10 protein-coding genes are annotated in these 16,093 nt (G+C 72.1%); 1 reads left to right on the top strand and 9 read right to left on the bottom strand.

The window, feature by feature from the left end; translation table 11 throughout:
• Positions 1-27: 27 nt before the first annotated feature.
• From OG965_RS29205 to OG965_RS29165, 9 genes are all read right to left on the bottom strand, one after another.
• On the bottom strand, positions 28-594 hold the full coding sequence (locus OG965_RS29205) for a GNAT family N-acetyltransferase (RefSeq protein WP_371655016.1): 567 nt from the start codon (positions 592-594) through the stop codon (positions 28-30).
• 15 nt (positions 595-609) lie between these two features.
• Positions 610-1,452: a GNAT family N-acetyltransferase gene (locus tag OG965_RS29200; protein WP_371655015.1), complete on the bottom strand. Its 843-nt coding sequence runs from the start codon at positions 1,450-1,452 to the stop codon at positions 610-612.
• An 839-nt stretch (positions 1,453-2,291) separates the two neighbouring features.
• Positions 2,292-3,449: a flavodoxin-dependent (E)-4-hydroxy-3-methylbut-2-enyl-diphosphate synthase gene (gene ispG, locus OG965_RS29195; protein WP_371655014.1), complete on the bottom strand. Its 1,158-nt coding sequence runs from the start codon at positions 3,447-3,449 to the stop codon at positions 2,292-2,294.
• Between the two features lie 180 nt (positions 3,450-3,629).
• Positions 3,630-4,928: an RIP metalloprotease gene (locus OG965_RS29190; protein WP_371655013.1), complete on the bottom strand. Its 1,299-nt coding sequence runs from the start codon at positions 4,926-4,928 to the stop codon at positions 3,630-3,632.
• Positions 4,925-6,175 carry a 1-deoxy-D-xylulose-5-phosphate reductoisomerase gene (gene dxr, locus OG965_RS29185; RefSeq protein ID WP_371655012.1) on the bottom strand — a complete coding sequence of 417 codons (1,251 nt, stop codon included), beginning with the start codon at positions 6,173-6,175 and terminating at the stop codon, positions 4,925-4,927. The genes OG965_RS29190 and dxr overlap by 4 nt, the downstream gene beginning before the upstream one ends.
• Before the next feature lie 131 nt (positions 6,176-6,306).
• Positions 6,307-8,232, bottom strand: coding sequence for an acyl-CoA dehydrogenase family protein (locus tag OG965_RS29180; RefSeq protein WP_371655011.1), 1,926 nt, complete (start codon positions 8,230-8,232; stop codon positions 6,307-6,309).
• Positions 8,233-8,395: 163 nt separating this feature from the next.
• Positions 8,396-9,841, bottom strand: a complete 1,446-nt coding sequence (locus tag OG965_RS29175; protein ID WP_371655010.1) for an aldehyde dehydrogenase family protein — start codon at positions 9,839-9,841, stop codon at positions 8,396-8,398.
• A gap of 365 nt (positions 9,842-10,206) precedes the next feature.
• On the bottom strand, positions 10,207-11,748 hold the full coding sequence (locus OG965_RS29170) for a PucR family transcriptional regulator (RefSeq protein WP_371655009.1): 1,542 nt from the start codon (positions 11,746-11,748) through the stop codon (positions 10,207-10,209).
• A gap of 124 nt (positions 11,749-11,872) precedes the next feature.
• Positions 11,873-14,248: an ATP/GTP-binding protein gene (locus OG965_RS29165; RefSeq protein WP_371655008.1), complete on the bottom strand. Its 2,376-nt coding sequence runs from the start codon at positions 14,246-14,248 to the stop codon at positions 11,873-11,875.
• A 439-nt stretch (positions 14,249-14,687) separates the two neighbouring features.
• Between OG965_RS29165 and gabT the strand changes: the two genes are divergently transcribed.
• Positions 14,688-16,022, top strand: coding sequence for a 4-aminobutyrate--2-oxoglutarate transaminase (gene gabT / locus OG965_RS29160; RefSeq protein WP_371655007.1), 1,335 nt, complete (start codon positions 14,688-14,690; stop codon positions 16,020-16,022).
• Positions 16,023-16,093: the final 71 nt, after the last annotated feature.

Genomic DNA, 16,093 nt, shown 5'->3' with positions numbered 1-16,093 from the left:
GCGCGCCACGCGCGCGTGGAAATCGGTTTACGGTCGCCGCAGCGGCAGATGCGCTCCCATGACCGCGTACGGCCTCGGCGCGCTCGGGAAGTGGACCTGCCCGGCGAGGTCCAGATACCCCAGCGCCCGGTAGAGCGCCCGCGCCGGGCTCTCCGTGTCGATCGCGGAGAGGATCGACCTCGGCTGGGCCGCGCTGTCGGTGATCCGGGTGATGAGCTCGCGGCCGACGCCCCGGCCCTGGTGGGAGGGGTGGACATGGAGCTCGGTGATCACGAAGGAGTCGTCGAGCCAGGCGTCGGTGCCGTTGTGGCGCAGATACGGTTCGACGACCGTGGACCACCAGTGCACGCGGTCGTTGGGCATCCCGTACACGAAGCCGACGAGCCGTCCGTCGGGGGTGGTGGCGCCCAGGGCGCGCGCGCCGGGGCAGGCGAGGTGGCGCAGCACGATGTGGCGGCGCACGCCGACCTCTTCCGGGCTGAGCCCGAAGGCGACCGCCTGCACGGCGAGGGCCTCGTCCACGCGGGCGGCGAGGTCGAGCGGTCCGACCGCCACCTCGGGGGTCTGGGGACCGGCCCCAAAGGAAGGTGCCATGGCCGCACCCTACTGTCAGAAGAGCACGCTCATGAAAGCCCCCGTCTCACGGAAGCCGACGCGGCGGTAGCAGGCGCGTGCCGCCGTGTTGAAGTCGTTCACGTAGAGGCTGACGACGGGGGCCACGTCGGCGAGGGCGTACCGCAGGACGGCGGCCATGCCGGTGACGGACAGGCCCCGGCCCCGGTACTCGGGGGCGACCCAGACGCCCTGGATCTGGCACGCGCGCGAGGTGGCCGCGCCGATCTCGGCCTTGAAGACGACCTTGCCGTCCTCGACGCGGGCGAACGAGCGCCCGGCGCCGACGAGTTCGGCGACGCGTGCCTGGTAGAGCAGCCCGCCGTCGCCCGCCATCGGGGAGACGCCGACCTCCTCGGTGAACATGGCCACGCACGCGGGCATGATCACATCCATCTCGTCCTTGCGGATCCGGCGGACGTACGGGTCGGGGACCATGTCGTCGGGCATCCGCTCGGTGACCATCAGCGGCTGATTCGGGCGGACGTCGCGGGCCGGGCCCCACTGCGGCTCCAGGAGCTTCCAGAGCAGGGCGGTCGGCTCGGCCGGGCCGACGATGGAGGAGCAGCGGCGGCCGGTGCGGCGGGCCCGGTCCGCGAAGGCGCGGATGGCTTCGGGGGTGGCGCAGATGGGAACGAGGTTGGCGCCGGAGTAGCAGAGCGAGCGCAGTTTGCCGCCGGCGTACCAGCCCCACATCTCGCCGCCGAGCCGCCACGGGTCGAGGCCCGCGACCTGCACTCGCGAGGCCACGAAGGCGTTGGCGACCGGATCGCTCTCCAGGACGGCGAGCGCCGCGCCGAGGTCACCGGGTTCGAGGACCCGGGTGGTGGTCTGCGTCAACACGTGGGGCCTCACCATACGGTCTGCTGATCTCCGCACTGTACCCGCCGGGAGGTCCCGGGCGCCGCCCTGCCCTTCCCTGCCCTGTCCCTGCCCTGTCCCTGCCGGGGGGGGTGCTTCGTGTGCGGGCGGGTGGGGGCTGGCCGCGCCCCCTCTTGGCCCGGTGTTCGTCCGCGGACCGTGGGTGGCTGGCCGCGCGCCTTCTCGGCCCGGTGTTTGTCTGCGGGTCGGTTGTGGTTGCTCGCGCAGTTCCCCGCGCCCCTGTTCGGCCCGGTGTTTGTCTGCGGGCCGGTGGGGGCTGGTCGCGCAGTTCCCCGCGCCCCTCAAGGCAGAACGGGGCTCGGGCACATTCAGCGCCTCCGGCGGGCGAGGAACTGGGCCCGAGCAAATCCAGCGCCTCCGACGTGTGAGGAGCGGGGCCGGGGCAAAATCCAGCTCCTCCGGCGTGCGAGGAGCGGGGCCCGGGCAAATCCAACTCCTCCGACGTGTGAGGAGCGGGGCCCGAGCAAATCCAGCGCTTCCGACGTGTGAGGAGCTGGGGCCGGGCACATTCAGCCCCTCCGGCGTTTGAGGAGCGGGGTCCGGGGCGGAGCCCCGAAGCGGGAGCGGGGGCGCCACTCACGTAACCCACCCACCCCCGTGCCGGGAGCGGGGCGCAGCCCCAGCGGGGGGTATCGGGGGCGGAGACCCCGTGAGCGGGGCGCAGGGGCCGCAGGCCCCGCAAGCGGGTGCAGGGGCGCAGCCCCGCCCGGGGTCCGGGGGCGTAGCCCCCGGGAAACCACCCTCACCCCCCACCCACCCACCCCCGGAGGGTTAAGGGAACGGGCGGGGTGGGGGAATCAACCCGCCACAGACACCTGCGGCTCTCCCGACGCCACCCCATCCCGCTCCATCTGGTCCGCGATCTTCATCGCCTCTTCGATCAGCGTCTCGACGATCTTCGACTCGGGAACCGTCTTGATCACCTCACCCTTCACGAAGATCTGCCCCTTGCCATTACCCGAGGCCACACCCAGATCCGCCTCACGCGCCTCACCCGGCCCGTTCACCACACACCCCATCACCGCGACCCGCAAAGGCACCTCCATGCCCTCCAGACCCGCCGTGACCTCCTCCGCCAACTTGTACACATCCACCTGCGCCCGACCACACGACGGACACGACACAATCTCCAGACGACGCTGACGCAGATTCAACGACTCCAGAATCTGCATCCCCACCTTGATCTCCTCCGCCGGCGGCGCCGACAGCGAAACCCGGATCGTGTCCCCGATCCCCTGACTCAACAGCGCACCGAACGCCACCGCAGACTTGATCGTCCCCTGGAACGCCGGACCCGCCTCCGTCACACCCAGATGCAGCGGATAGTCACACTGCGCCGCCAGCTGACGGTAGGCCTCGACCATCACCACCGGATCGTTGTGCTTCACCGAGATCTTGATCTCCCGGAAATCATGCTCCTCGAAGAGCGACGCCTCCCACAGCGCCGACTCCACCAACGCCTCCGGCGTCGCCTTCCCGTACTTCTTCAGCAGACGCGCATCCAGCGACCCCGCGTTCACACCGATACGAATCGGCGTCCCCGCGTCCTTCGCCGCCCGCGCGATCTCCTTCACCTTGTCATCGAACTGCTTGATGTTGCCCGGATTCACCCGCACCGCCGCACACCCCGCGTCAATCGCCGCGAACACATACTTCGGCTGGAAATGAATATCCGCGATCACCGGGATCTGCGACTTCTTCGCGATCACCGCCAACGCATCCGCATCATCCTGCGTGGGGCAGGCCACCCGCACAATCTGACAGCCCGACGCCGTCAACTCCGCGATCTGCTGCAACGTCGCCCCGATGTCCGACGTCCGCGTCGTCGTCATCGACTGCACCGACACAGGAGCATCCCCGCCGACCGCCACGGACCCGACCTGGATCTGGCGGCTCTTGCGGCGCTCGGCCAGCCTGGTCGGTACGGACGGCATTCCCAGTGAAATCGCAGTCATCTGCTGTGCAACCCCAACGTATGGATCAAGGTGTGGATCAGGTCCCGAGATCGGCGGGCTCCAGCCTTCGAGGTTACGTCACGCGGGGGCACCCGAGCACACCGTGCCCCAAGAGTTCACGCGAAGGGGCGGCCCGGGGCGCTCCATGCGCCCCGGGCCGCCCACACTCACGTACGAGCGTCAGGAGATCTTCACCGGGTTCACCACGTCCGCGACCAGCACGAGCAGCGTGAAGCAGATGAAGATCCCGGCCACCACGTACGCGACCGGCATCAGCTTCGCCACGTCGAACGGGCCCGGGTCGGGGCGCTTGAAGACGCGCGCGACCGTGCGGCGCAGCGACTCCCACAGGGCGCCCGCGATGTGCCCGCCGTCCAGTGGCAGCAGCGGCAGCATGTTGAAGAGGAAGAGGGAGAGGTTGAAGCCCGCGACCAGGAACAGCATCATCGCGATCTGGTTCTCCGGCGGGATGTCCAGGGTGAACACCTCGCCGCCGACCCGGGCCGCGCCGACGACGCCCATCGGGGAGTCGGCCTTGCGGTCCTCGCCGTTGAAGGCCGCGTTCCACAGGTCCGGGACCTTGGAGGGGATCGCGATCAGCGACTTCACGCCCGAGCGCATCATGTCGCCCATGCGGTCCACGGACTCGCCGAAGGACTGCTGGATGATGCCGGTGGCGGGGCTGAAGCCGAGGAAGCCCGCCGAGGTGGTGCCGGAGGTGTAGTTGCCGGAGCCGTCGATCTTGGCGACATCGTTCTTGATCAGGCTGGCGTGCAGGTCGAGCGGCTTGCCGTCGCGCTGGACCGTGATGGTGGCGGGGCCGATGGTGTCGCGGATGTGCTTCTGCAGCGCCGACCAGTCGCCGACCTTCTCGCCGTTGAACGCGACGATCTTGTCACCGGCCTTCAGACCGGCCTGCTTGGCCGGGGCGACCGGGTCGGAGGCCTTGCAGCTGTCGCGCTGCTCCTTCTGCGAGATCACGCAGTCGGAGACCTTGCCCACCTGGGTGGTCTGGGTGTTGACGCCGAACGTCATCATCACGCCGAAGAAGATCGCCACGGCGAGGATCAGGTTCATGAACGGCCCGGCGAACATCACGATCACGCGCTTCCACGGCTTGCGCGTGTAGAAGAGCCGCGTCTCGTCGCCGGGCTGGAGCTCCTCGAAGGCGGCCGAGCGGGCGTCCTCGATCATGCCGCGCCAGGGCGAGGTGGAGCGCGCGGTGATCCGCCCGTCCTCGCCGGGCGGGAACATGCCGATCATGCGGATGTATCCGCCGAGCGGGACCGCCTTGATGCCGTACTCGGTGTCGCCCTTCTTCCGCGACCAGATGGTCGGGCCGAAGCCGACCATGTACTGCGGCACCCGGATGCCGAACATCTTGGCCGTGGAGAGGTGGCCCAGTTCGTGCCACGCGATCGAGACGAGCAGGCCGACCACGAAGACGACTATGCCGAGAACCGTCATCAAAATCGTCATGCGCGCGCCTCCGCTGTCGCCTTCACCGCTAGTTCACGGGCCCGGGCCCGTGCCCAGGTCTCCGCTTCCAGGACGTCCGAGACCGTAAGGGAAGTTCCCTCGGCGGGGGTGCCGTGCTCGGCGACGACCTCTGTGACCGTATCCATGATTCCGTTGAAAGGCAGCCGTCCCGCGAGGAAAGCGTCCACGCACTCCTCGTTCGCGGCATTGAACACCGCCGGCGCCGTTCCGCCCAGCTCCCCCACGTGCCGGGCGAGTCCGACCGAGGGGAAGGCCTCGGTGTCGAGCGGGAAGAACTCCCAGCTCGACGCCTTGGTCCAGTCGAAGGCCGGGGCCGCGTCGGGCACCCGCTCGGGCCAGCCGATGCCGATGGCGATCGGGCCGCGCATATCGGGCGGGGTGGCCTGGGCGAGCGTGGAGCCGTCGGTGAACTCGACCATGGAGTGGACGTACGACTGCGGGTGCACGACGACCTCGATCCGGTCGAAGGGGATGTCGTACAGCAGGTGCGCCTCGATGACTTCGAGGCCCTTGTTGACCAGGGTGGCCGAGTTCACGGTGATCACCGGGCCCATGGCCCAGGTGGGGTGGGCCAGCGCGTCCTGGGGGGTCACATCGGCGAGCTCGGCGCGCGTACGGCCGCGGAAGGGGCCGCCGGAGGCGGTGACCACCAGCTTCCGTACGTCGGCGCGGGTGCCGGCGGCCAGGGCCTGGAAGAGGGCGGCGTGCTCGGAGTCGACCGGGATGATCTGGCCGGGCTTCGCCAGCGCCTTCACCAGCGGGCCGCCGACGATCAGCGACTCCTTGTTGGCGAGCGCCAGGGTGCGGCCCGCCGTCAGGGCGGCCAGGGTGGGCGCGAGGCCGATCGAGCCGGTGATGCCGTTGAGGACGGTGTGGCAGTCGGAGCCGGCGAGCTCGGTGGCCGCGTCGGGTCCGGCGAGGATCTCCGGGAGCGGCTCGGCGCCGTACTCCTCCTTCAGCGCCTCGCGCAGCGCGGGCACCGCGTCCGGCCGGGCGACCGCGACCGTGCGGACGCGCAGCCGGCGCGCCTGTTCGGCCAGGAGCGCGACCCGTCCGCCCGACGCGGCGAGCGCGGTGACGCGGAACCGGTCGGGGTTGCGCAGCACCAGGTCGATGGCCTGGGTGCCGATGGACCCGGTGGAGCCGAGGACGACGATGTCCCGGCGGCCTTCGGCGGGATCGAAGGCGATGTGCGGGTCGGCGAGGGGGGCTGGGCTGTCGCTCATGCCCCCATTCTTGCCGCATCGGCTGTGCGCCGGGACAGCACTCCCCCGTGCCGGGCCCGCGCGGCGCTGTCCGGGGGCCGCCGGGACACCGGGGAGCGGGGCCCCTCCGGTGTCCCAACTGCCCGGCGGATTCAGCGGATCGGGCGGTGGACGTTGTCCCGTTTCGCCGGTCCGGGTGTCGCGTCCGCGATCCACGGGCCGTCGCCGGAGGGGTCGACGACGCCCTCCTCCAGCCAGGTGTACGAACCGGCCAGGACGCCGGTGACGACCTTGCGGTCCAGGTCGTCGGTGTTGGCCCAGAGCCGCTCGAAGAGCTCGTCCACCCGGATCCGGGCCTGGCGGCAGAAGACGTCGGCCAGCTGGTGCGCCTCGCGGCCGTGCTCGCCGGTGGTGCGCATCAGCTCCGCCCGTACGCAGGCGGCGCTCATCGCGAACAGCTCGGCGCCGATGTCCACGATCCGGCCGAGGAAGCCCTGCTTGGTCTCCATCCGGCCCTGCCAGCGCGACATCGCGTAGAACGTGGAGCGGGCCAGCTTGCGGGCGGACCGCTCCACGTACCGAAGGTGCTGGGCCAGGTCGCCGAACTCCTGGTAGGAGTTGGGGAGTTGGCCGGGACCGGAGAGCAGTTTGGGCAGCCAGCGGGCGTAGAAGGCGGCGGCGCCCGCGCCTGCCTTCGCCTTCTCGGGCAGCTTCTTGTCGGGGTCGATCAGGTCCCCCGCGACGGACAGATGGGCGTCGACGGCCTCCCGGGCGATCAGGAGGTGCATGATCTCGGTGGAGCCCTCGAAGATCCGGTTGATGCGCAGATCACGCAGGATCTGCTCGGCCGGTACGGCCCGCTCGCCGCGGGCGGCCAGCGAGTCGGCGGTCTCGAAGCCGCGCCCGCCGCGGATCTGGACCAGCTCGTCCGCCATCAGCCAGGCCATCTCCGACCCGTACAGCTTGGCGAGCGCGGCCTCGATGCGGATGTCGTTGCGGTCCTCGTCGGCCATCTGCGAGGAGAGGTCCAGCACCGCCTCCAGGGCGAAGGTGGTGGCCGCGATGAACGAGATCTTGCTGCCCACGGCCTCGTGCTGGGCGATGGGCTTGCCCCACTGCTCGCGCGCCGCCGACCACTCGCGGGCGATCTTCAGACACCATTTGCCCGCGCCGACGCACATCGCGGGCAGCGAGAGGCGACCGGTGTTGAGCGTGGTCAGGGCGATCTTCAGACCGGCGCCCTCGGGGCCGATCCGGTGCGAGGCGGGGACGCGGACCTGGTGGAAGCGGGTCACGCCGTTCTCGATGCCGCGCAGGCCCATGAAGGCGTTGCGGTTCTCCACGGTGACGCCGGGCGAGTCGGCCTCGACGACGAAGGCCGTGATGCCGCCCTTGTGCCCCTCGGACTTCGGCACCCGGGCCATCACGACCAGCAGGTCCGCGACGACGCCGTTGGTGGTCCAGAGCTTCACCCCGTCGAGCACGTACGCGTCGTCGCCGTCCGGGACCGCCGAGGTGGCGAGCCGGGCCGGGTCGGAGCCGACGTCGGGCTCGGTGAGCAGGAAGGCGGAGATGTCGGTACGGGCGCAGCGCGGCAGGAACGTGTCCCGCTGCTCCTGGGTGCCGAAGAGCTTCAGCGGCTGCGGTACGCCGATCGACTGATGCGCCGAGAGCAGCGCGCCGATCGCGGGGCTGGCGGAACCGGCAAGGGCGAGCGCCTTGTTGTAGTACACCTGGGTGAGGCCGAGGCCGCCGTACTTGGTGTCGATCTTCATCCCGAGGGCACCGAGCTCCTTGAGCCCGTTGATCACCTCGTCGGGGATCTGGGACTCGCGCTCGATGAGGGCGCCGTCGATCTTCGTCTCGCAGAAGTCCCGCAGCTTGGCTAGGAACGCCTCGCCACGGTCCACGTCGTCCGTGGCGGGCAGCGGATGCGGGTGGATGAGGTCGAGCCGGAAGCGCCCGAGGAAGAGTTCCTTCGCGAAGCTCGGTTTGCGCCAGTCCTGCTCGCGCGCGGCTTCGGCGACCCGGCGCGCTTCGCGCTCCGAGACCTTCGGTGTGCCGTGTGGTGCGGTCATTGAGGGGTTCTCCTCGCCGCGACGTGTGCGGGGCGCGCACGCACCCCGTTACCGGACAGTGCTACTCGTCCGTATGTACCCGATTCCGGGCGGCCCGACCACCCCTGGGACGCGAAACGGCCGGAGCCCGCTGGTGGGCTCCGGCCGTCTGCGTACGTACGTCCTAGAGGGCGAGGCCCGTCAGGACGAGGACGCGCTCGTACGTGTAGTCGTCCATCGCGTAGCGGACGCCCTCGCGGCCGACGCCGGAGGCCTTGGCACCGCCGTACGGCATCTGGTCCGCGCGGTACGAGGGGACGTCGCCGACGATCACGCCGCCGACCTCCAGAGCGCGGTGGGCGCGGAAGGCGGTCTGCAGGTCGTGCGTGAAGACGCCCGCCTGGAGGCCGTACTTGGAGGAGTTGACGGCCGCGAAGGCCTCCTCCTCGCCGTCCACCTTGTGCACCGTGAGGACCGGTCCGAAGACCTCCTCGCAGGCGAGGGTGGTGTCGGCCGGAACCTCGGTGAGGACGGTCGGAGCGTAGGCCGCGCCGTCGCGCTTGCCGCCGGCGAGCAGCTTGGCGCCCGCCTGTACGGCCTCGTCGACCCAGGACTCGACGCGCTTGGCGGCGTCCTCGCTGACCAGCGGGCCGACGTCGGTGGACGCGTCGGACGGGTCACCGGTGACCTGCGCCTCGACGGCCGCGACGATCTTCGGCAGCAGCCGGTCGTACACGGCGGCGTCCGCGATCACGCGCTGCACGGAGATGCAGGACTGGCCGCCCTGGTAGTTGGAGAAGGTGGCGATACGGGTCGCCGCCCAGTCCAGATCCGCCTCGGAGGCGAAGTCGGCGAGGACCACGGCCGCGCCGTTGCCGCCGAGCTCCAGGGTGCAGTGCTTGCGCGGCACCGAGTCCATGATCGCGTAACCGACCTTGTCGGAACCGGTGAACGAGATGACGGGCAGCCGCTCGTCCTGCACCAGGGCCGGCATCTTCTCGTTGGCGACCGGCAGGACGCTCCACGAGCCGGCCGGCAGCTCGGTCTCGGCGAGCAGCTCACCGAGGATGAGACCCGAGAGCGGGGTGGCCGGGGCGGGCTTGAGGATGATCGGCGCGCCGACGGCGATGGCCGGGGCGACCTTGTGGGCGCACAGGTTCAGCGGGAAGTTGAACGGCGCGATGCCGAGGACGACGCCCTTGGGGAAGCGGCGGGTCAGGGCGAGCCGGCCCACGCCGCCGCCGTCGGTGTCCAGGCGCTGGGCCTCGCCGCCGTTGAACCGCCGGGCCTCCTCGGCCGCGAAGCGGAACACCGACACGGCACGGCCGACCTCGCCGCGGGCCCACTTGATGGGCTTGCCGTTCTCGGCGGAGATGAGCTGGGCGATCTCCTCGGTGCGCTCGGCGAGGCGCTTCGAGACGTGGTCGAGGGCTGCGGCGCGTACGTGCGCGGGGGTCGCGGCGAACTCGTCGACCACGGCGTGCGCGGCCGCGACGGCCTCCTCGACCTGAGCCTCGGTCGGCACGCTCACCTTGCCGACCAGCCGCCCGTCCCAGGGAGAGGTGACGTCGAAGCTGTCCTCACCGGTGGCCTGGCGGCCGGCGAGCCAGAAGGCGTGGGTGGAAGTCATGACGAATCCCGGCCCTTCCGAGGTAGTGGGTCTACTGTCCCTCCCACCGTAGGCCGGTCAGGCCGGGTCGGCGTTTGTCCGGGGTGGAGTGGTGGGGGTGGGGGGTGCGCCGGTTTGGATGGCCCCACCCCGCCCCTTCGCCTAGACCCTCCGGGGGTGGGTGGGGGGTGGAGGTGGTTTTCCGGGGGCTGCGCCCCCGGACCCCCGAGCGGGGCCTGCGGCCCCTGCACCCCGCTTTCAGGGCTCCGCCCCGGACCCCGCTCCTCAAACGCCCGAGGGGCTGACTTTCGTGCCGCCGGGGCTGGAGGTGCCTTTAGGGGCGCGGGGAACTGCGCGACCAGCCACAGACGGCCCGCAGACGAAACTCAGCCCCCGCCCTGCGACCCCGCCTTCAGCGCCAGCCAAAGCTCCATCCGGACATCCGGGTCGTCCAGGGACCGGCCCAGGATCTCCTCCACCCGCCGCATCCGGTACCGCAGCGTGTGCCGGTGTACCCCCAGGTCCGCCGCCGCCGCGTCCCACTGGCCGTGCCGCGACAGCCACGCCCGCAGCGACGCCACCAGATCGCCCCGCCCGGTCGCGTCGTGCTCGTACAGCGCCCGCAGCATCCCGTCCGCGAACGCCCGTACCGCGTCGTCGGCGAGCAGCGGCACCAGCGAGCCCGCCACCAGCTCCTCGTGCTCGACCAGCGGCCGCCCCCGCCGCCGCGCCACCGACAGCGACTGCTCGGCCTGCTTGTACGCGGACGCCGCAGCGATCGGCCCGGCCGGGGCGGACAGGCCTATCACCAGTTCGGCGCCCTCCTCCGGCTCGAAGGAGACACAGGCGGCCACCGCGTCGCCGCCGTCCGCGGCCAGGACGACGAGCCGGTCGCCCTCGGGGACCACCAGGACCGCCTCGCCGGAGCGTGCCGCCGCCGACTCCATCGCCTCGGCGAGCACCCCGAGGTCGGCCGACTCCCCCTCGGCCTCCGCGATGACGAGCCGGAACGGGGCGTCGAGGAGCCCGCCGTACAGATCGCCCGCCACCGCCCGGGCGTGGTCCTGCTGCCCGGACAGCAGCATCCGCAGCACCGCCGCGCCCAGGCGCTGCTCGGCCAGTTGCAGGGCCCGCGACCGCTCGGTGGTCAGGGTCAGCAGCGCGACCGCGGAGTGCACCGCGTACCGCTCGGCGGTGCCCAGCGGCGCCCCCGTACCGACCGCCAGCGCGCCCCGCACCCGCCGCCCGGTGCCGAGCGACTGGAGCTCGACGCGGTCGTCCGAGCGGTCGTCGGAGCCGCCGACCACGGCGCTGGCCGGGGCGGCCCGGTCGCGCAGCCGGGCCACGTCGGCGGTGAGCCGGGCCGCCCGGCGCCCCGCCCACTCCGGCTGCACCGCGACCACCGCGCCCGCCGTGTCGTACAGCGCGGCCCATCCGTCCACGTGCGCCGCGAGCCGGGCGAGCAGCTCGCCCGGACCGGCGAGCGCGGCCCGCGTCAGTTCGCGCTGGGCCTCGAAGCCCGCCGTCACCGCCCGGTACTGATCGGCCGCGATGGCCGCCGAGACGGCCTTGGAGATGGCCAGGAACGGGGTGCGGCGCGGCACCTCCAGAAGGGGGAAGTCCTCCTCGCGGGCCGCGTCGAGCAGCGCGTCCGGCACCGTCTCGTAGTTGACGCCGACGGCGAAGCCGAGCCCGACGACCCCGGCGCCGGAGAGCCTGCGCACATAGCGCCGCATCGCCTGCGGGTCCTCGGCGTCCAGTGTCATCGCGGTGATGAGGAGGAGCTCGCCGCCCTCCATGTACGGGACGGGGTCGGCGAGCTCGCTGACGTGCGCCCAGCGCACCGGCGTGTCCAGCCGGTCCCCGCCCGCGCGCACGGTGAGTTTCAGCGCCGAGTGCTGGACGAGGGAGGCGAGGGTGGGCGGCATGGGGGAATTCGACGACCTTCGACGGTACGAGGGGAAATGCGCCGTCCCGTATGAAGGGCGCACCTCGATTCTGCCAGGACGGCGGGGTCACGGCGCCCGCCGTGACCCCGCCGCGTTGCCCGTCTCAGCCCCGCAGGTCCACCAGGAGCGGCGGCGCGTGCTCGCCCCCGACGTCGGTGAGGGAGAGCACCGCGTGCCCGGCGGGCACCTGGTGGGCGAGCTGGGAGGCGGACCAGCGCTCCCGCTCGACCTTGCGCACGGTGACCGCGTCCCGGGTCACCGGCTTGCCCGTGGCCAGCTTGCGCAGCGAGTGCAGCGCCCGGGTCAGCGGCTGGTCGGCGAAGACCGCGTGCTTGGCGACCTCCGTCGTCTCGACCCACTCGGTGCCCCACAGCTGCGCCAGGAGCTGCCCGTCCCAGGTGGTGACCCCGCAGAACGCCATGTGGCAGCCGACCGCCGCGAGCAGCGAGGTGTGCAGCCGTTCGGGCACGTCACCGAGCGCGCGCAGGGTGAGCACCACCCCGGCGTTGGCCTGCCGCAGCCGCTGCAGGGCCCGGACGGAGCCCGCGGTCACGGCGTGCGTGGCGTCGTCCAGGACCAGACAGGCGAACAGGGAGCGGTCCTGGCGGGCCACGGCGTTCGTCGTGAACTGGGCGAGCAGCAGCCGGTTGAGGAGCCGTGCCGCCTCCGGGTGCGCCCGCTCGGGCAGGTCGACCCTCACCCGTACGGGGTGTTCCAGGGCGCGCAGCGAGAACGGGCGGCTGTGGCCGGTGGTGTCGAAGAAGGCGGCGAAGGCGGGCCGGTCCAGACAGGCCAGGCGGTCCGCGAGGACCAGGCCCGGGTCGCCGGGGATGTCGGCCTGCCGGGCGCGCGCGTCCAGTTCGCGGTGGAGCGCGGGGTGCGCCTGGCGGTCGAGGTCGGCGCGGAGCTCGTCCAGCGCGTCGCCCGAGCCGTCCAGGAGCTCGCGCAGCCGGGGCACCGAGGGGAAGCGGCCGTACGCCGCCCGGTAGGGCCCGAGGAGCTGGGCGAGCGCGGTCGCGGCGCGCCGGACGTCGGCGTCGGGCAGGTCCCCGGCGCAGGCCTCCGCGAGCAGGGCGGCGGCCTCGTCGGGGTCGGCGGTGCCGCCGTAGAGGTCCAGGTCGTACTCGGAGGCCGGGTCGCCGGGCCGCACGATCACGTCGTACGCCTCGTCCGCGCCCAGCGGCGTGCCCGCGGCGCCGACGGCGACCACGGCGGCCTGTCCGGCGAGCGCCTGGAGCGCCAGCGACTCCACCACGGGCCGCACCAGCTGCCGGGTCTTGCCCGCGCCGGAGGGGCCGAGGGCGAGCAGCGAGGTGCCGAGCGCCGCCGGGTCGACGGCCGCGCCCGCGCCCCGGCGGGCGGGCGGGTTGTTCTCCAGGTCCGCGAACCGGCCGATCCGCACCTGGGAGGTGAGCAGGTCGTGGGTGGCGGCGCGGGCGGGCAGGTCGCGGTCGCCGGAGGGGTGCAGGCAGGCGCGCGAGCCGTCGCGCAGCACCGCGTCCGTGAACGCGGGGAGCCGGGCCGGGTCGGCGACCACCGACGTCCAGGCGCGGCGGACGCGGGCGCAGTCCACGTCGTTCATCCTGCCGCTCTCCGCATCCGCGGCCAGCCGGTCGGCGGCCGCGTGCTGCCCGGCCTCGCGCAGCTGGGGCCAGTCGGCGGGGGTCCGGTCGGCGGGGGCACCGGCGGGCGCGGCCGTCCGGCCGTCCGGGGCACGGCCGGTGCGCTCGCGGAAGAGCCCGAGCCAGTCGCCCGCCCGGCCGCAGACCCACAGCGCGGCCACCACTACCACTACGTGGTAGACGGTGGTCACCGTGTCGGTGGCGTCCTTGGTGGCCACCGGGTCGTCGCTGAAGATCCACGAGTGCGGCACCACACCGAAGGCCAGCGAGTAGAACGGCAGCCAGTCGTCGGCCCAGATCACGAACCACGCCAGGGCGACGGCGACCAGCGCGGTGCGCACCGCGCGCGCGGGCTGCGGGTGGTCCACCGCGTACCGCCTGAAGACCTCGCGCCAGTTGCCGAAGTGGCCGAAGACATAGATGACCGCGACCGCGACCAGGCTGTTGTAGGCGGCGAGCGCGGTCAGTGCGGCCGGGGGCCTGCGGTGCAGCCCCCACCAGTCGGACGGCGTGAACAGTTCGAGCAGCACCATCCGGTGCGGCACGTACCCGTTGCGCCACAGCGACCACACGAGGACGGCCCCGAGCAGCGCGATCACCGCGCCGCTGAGCAGCGCCCGGTCCGGCACCCGGTGGACGGCGTCGGTGGGGCGCGGCCGGTGCCCGTACCGCCACAGCCCCGGCTCGGCGGCGGCGCGCGGGGTCCGCAGCCACTCGCCCAGCGGCGGGCGCCCGGGGGGCCGGGCGGGCTGCGGCGGGAAGGCGGGCGGCAGCGCCGGGACGGGCGGCGGCGCGGCAGGCCGCGGCACCGACCGCGCCTCGGTGCCCCGTGCGTCGTGCGTGCCTTCGGTGTCCATCGACCCTTTGCCCCCTGACCAGCCAGGTCCGTAACCGAGTCCAGCGGCCAATCTAAACGGAACCGACGAACTACGGGGCGTAGCGCGGCTGTTTGAGCCCGGTCTTTGTCCGCGGGCCGGTGGTGGGCTGGTCGCGCCCACGCGGCGGAGCCGCAAATGTCACAACCCCGCGCCCCTTGAATGCCGCTGCGCGGCAATCCCCTGGATGCCCCGGAGGGGCACCTCTAGGGGCGCGGGGAACTGCGCGACCAGCCATCCACGGCCCGCACCTGACCGACCACGCATCCCGCGCTGCTATGTCCGCGAAGGACAACGACACACCTTCACCACTCCCTAACGGAGCATGCCCGCACCCCGCGCCGGGCCCTAGCCTGCGAAGAAAGCCAAGGAAGCGTCCAAAACCCCCGCGTCCGAAGACGCAGATCATCCAGGAGCCCCCATGAGCGCGATTCCGCAGGAGCGCCGCATCGTCACCGCGATCCCCGGCCCCAAGTCGCAGGAGCTGCAGGCCCGCCGCGTCGCCGCGGTCGCCGCCGGTGTGGGCTCCACCCTGCCCGTCTTCACCGCGCGCGCGGGCGGCGGCATCATCGAGGACGTCGACGGCAACCGTCTGATCGACTTCGGTTCCGGCATCGCCGTGACCTCGGTGGGCGCCTCCGCCGAGGCCGTCGTGCGCCGCGCCGCCGCGCAGCTCGCGGACTTCACCCACACCTGTTTCATGGTCACGCCGTACGAGGGTTACGTCGAGGTCGCCGAGGCGCTCGCCGAGCTGACCCCGGGCGACCACGCCAAGAAGTCCGCCCTGTTCAACAGCGGCGCCGAGGCCGTCGAGAACGCGGTCAAGATCGCCCGTGCGTACACCAAGCGCCAGGCCGTCGTCGTCTTCGACCACGGCTACCACGGCCGTACCAACCTGACGATGGCGCTGACCGCCAAGAACATGCCGTACAAGAACGGCTTCGGCCCGTTCGCGCCCGAGGTCTACCGCGTCCCGGTCGCCTACGGCTACCGCTGGCCGACCGGTCAGGACAACGCCGGTGCCGAGGCGTCCGCCCAGGCCATCGACATGATCAACAAGCAGATCGGCGCCGACAACGTCGCCGCGATCATCATCGAGCCGGTCCTCGGCGAGGGCGGCTTCATCGAGCCCGCCAAGGGCTTCCTGCCCGCGATCGCACAGTTCGCCAAGGACAACGGGATCGTCTTCGTCGCCGACGAGATCCAGTCCGGCTTCTGCCGCACCGGCCAGTGGTTCGCCTGCGAGGACGAGGGCATCGTCCCGGACCTGATCACCACCGCCAAGGGCATCGCGGGCGGTCTGCCGCTCTCCGCCGTGACCGGCCGCGCCGAGATCATGGACGCCGCGCACGCGGGCGGCCTCGGTGGCACCTACGGCGGCAACCCGGTGGCCTGCGCCGGCGCCCTCGGTGCGATCGAGACCATGAAGGAGCTCGACCTCAACGGCAAGGCCAAGCGCATCGAGGAGGTCATGAAGGGCCGCCTGTCCGCCATGGCCGAGAAGTTCGACATCATCGGTGACATCCGCGGCCGCGGCGCCATGATCGCCATCGAGCTGGTCCAGGACCGCGCCACCAAGGAGCCGAACGCGGCCGCCGCCGGGGCGCTCGCCAAGGCCTGCCACGCTGAGGGCCTCCTTGTCCTGACCTGCGGCACCTACGGCAACGTCCTGCGTTTCCTGCCGCCGCTGGTGATCGGCGAGGACCTGCTGAACGAGGGCCTCGACATCATCGAGCAGGCCTTCTCCGCGCTCTGATCACCGGGCCGGAGGTCCGGCCTGTGAAGAACGTGTGGGGGGCCGATGGCGGGATGGAGTTCCGGCTGTCG

It is taken from the genome of Streptomyces sp. NBC_00224 (genome assembly GCF_041435195.1).
In the GTDB taxonomy this organism is placed as follows: domain Bacteria; phylum Actinomycetota; class Actinomycetes; order Streptomycetales; family Streptomycetaceae; genus Streptomyces.
Note: the sequence above shows the minus strand (reverse complement) of the source record. Positions and strands in the feature narration are given on the sequence as shown.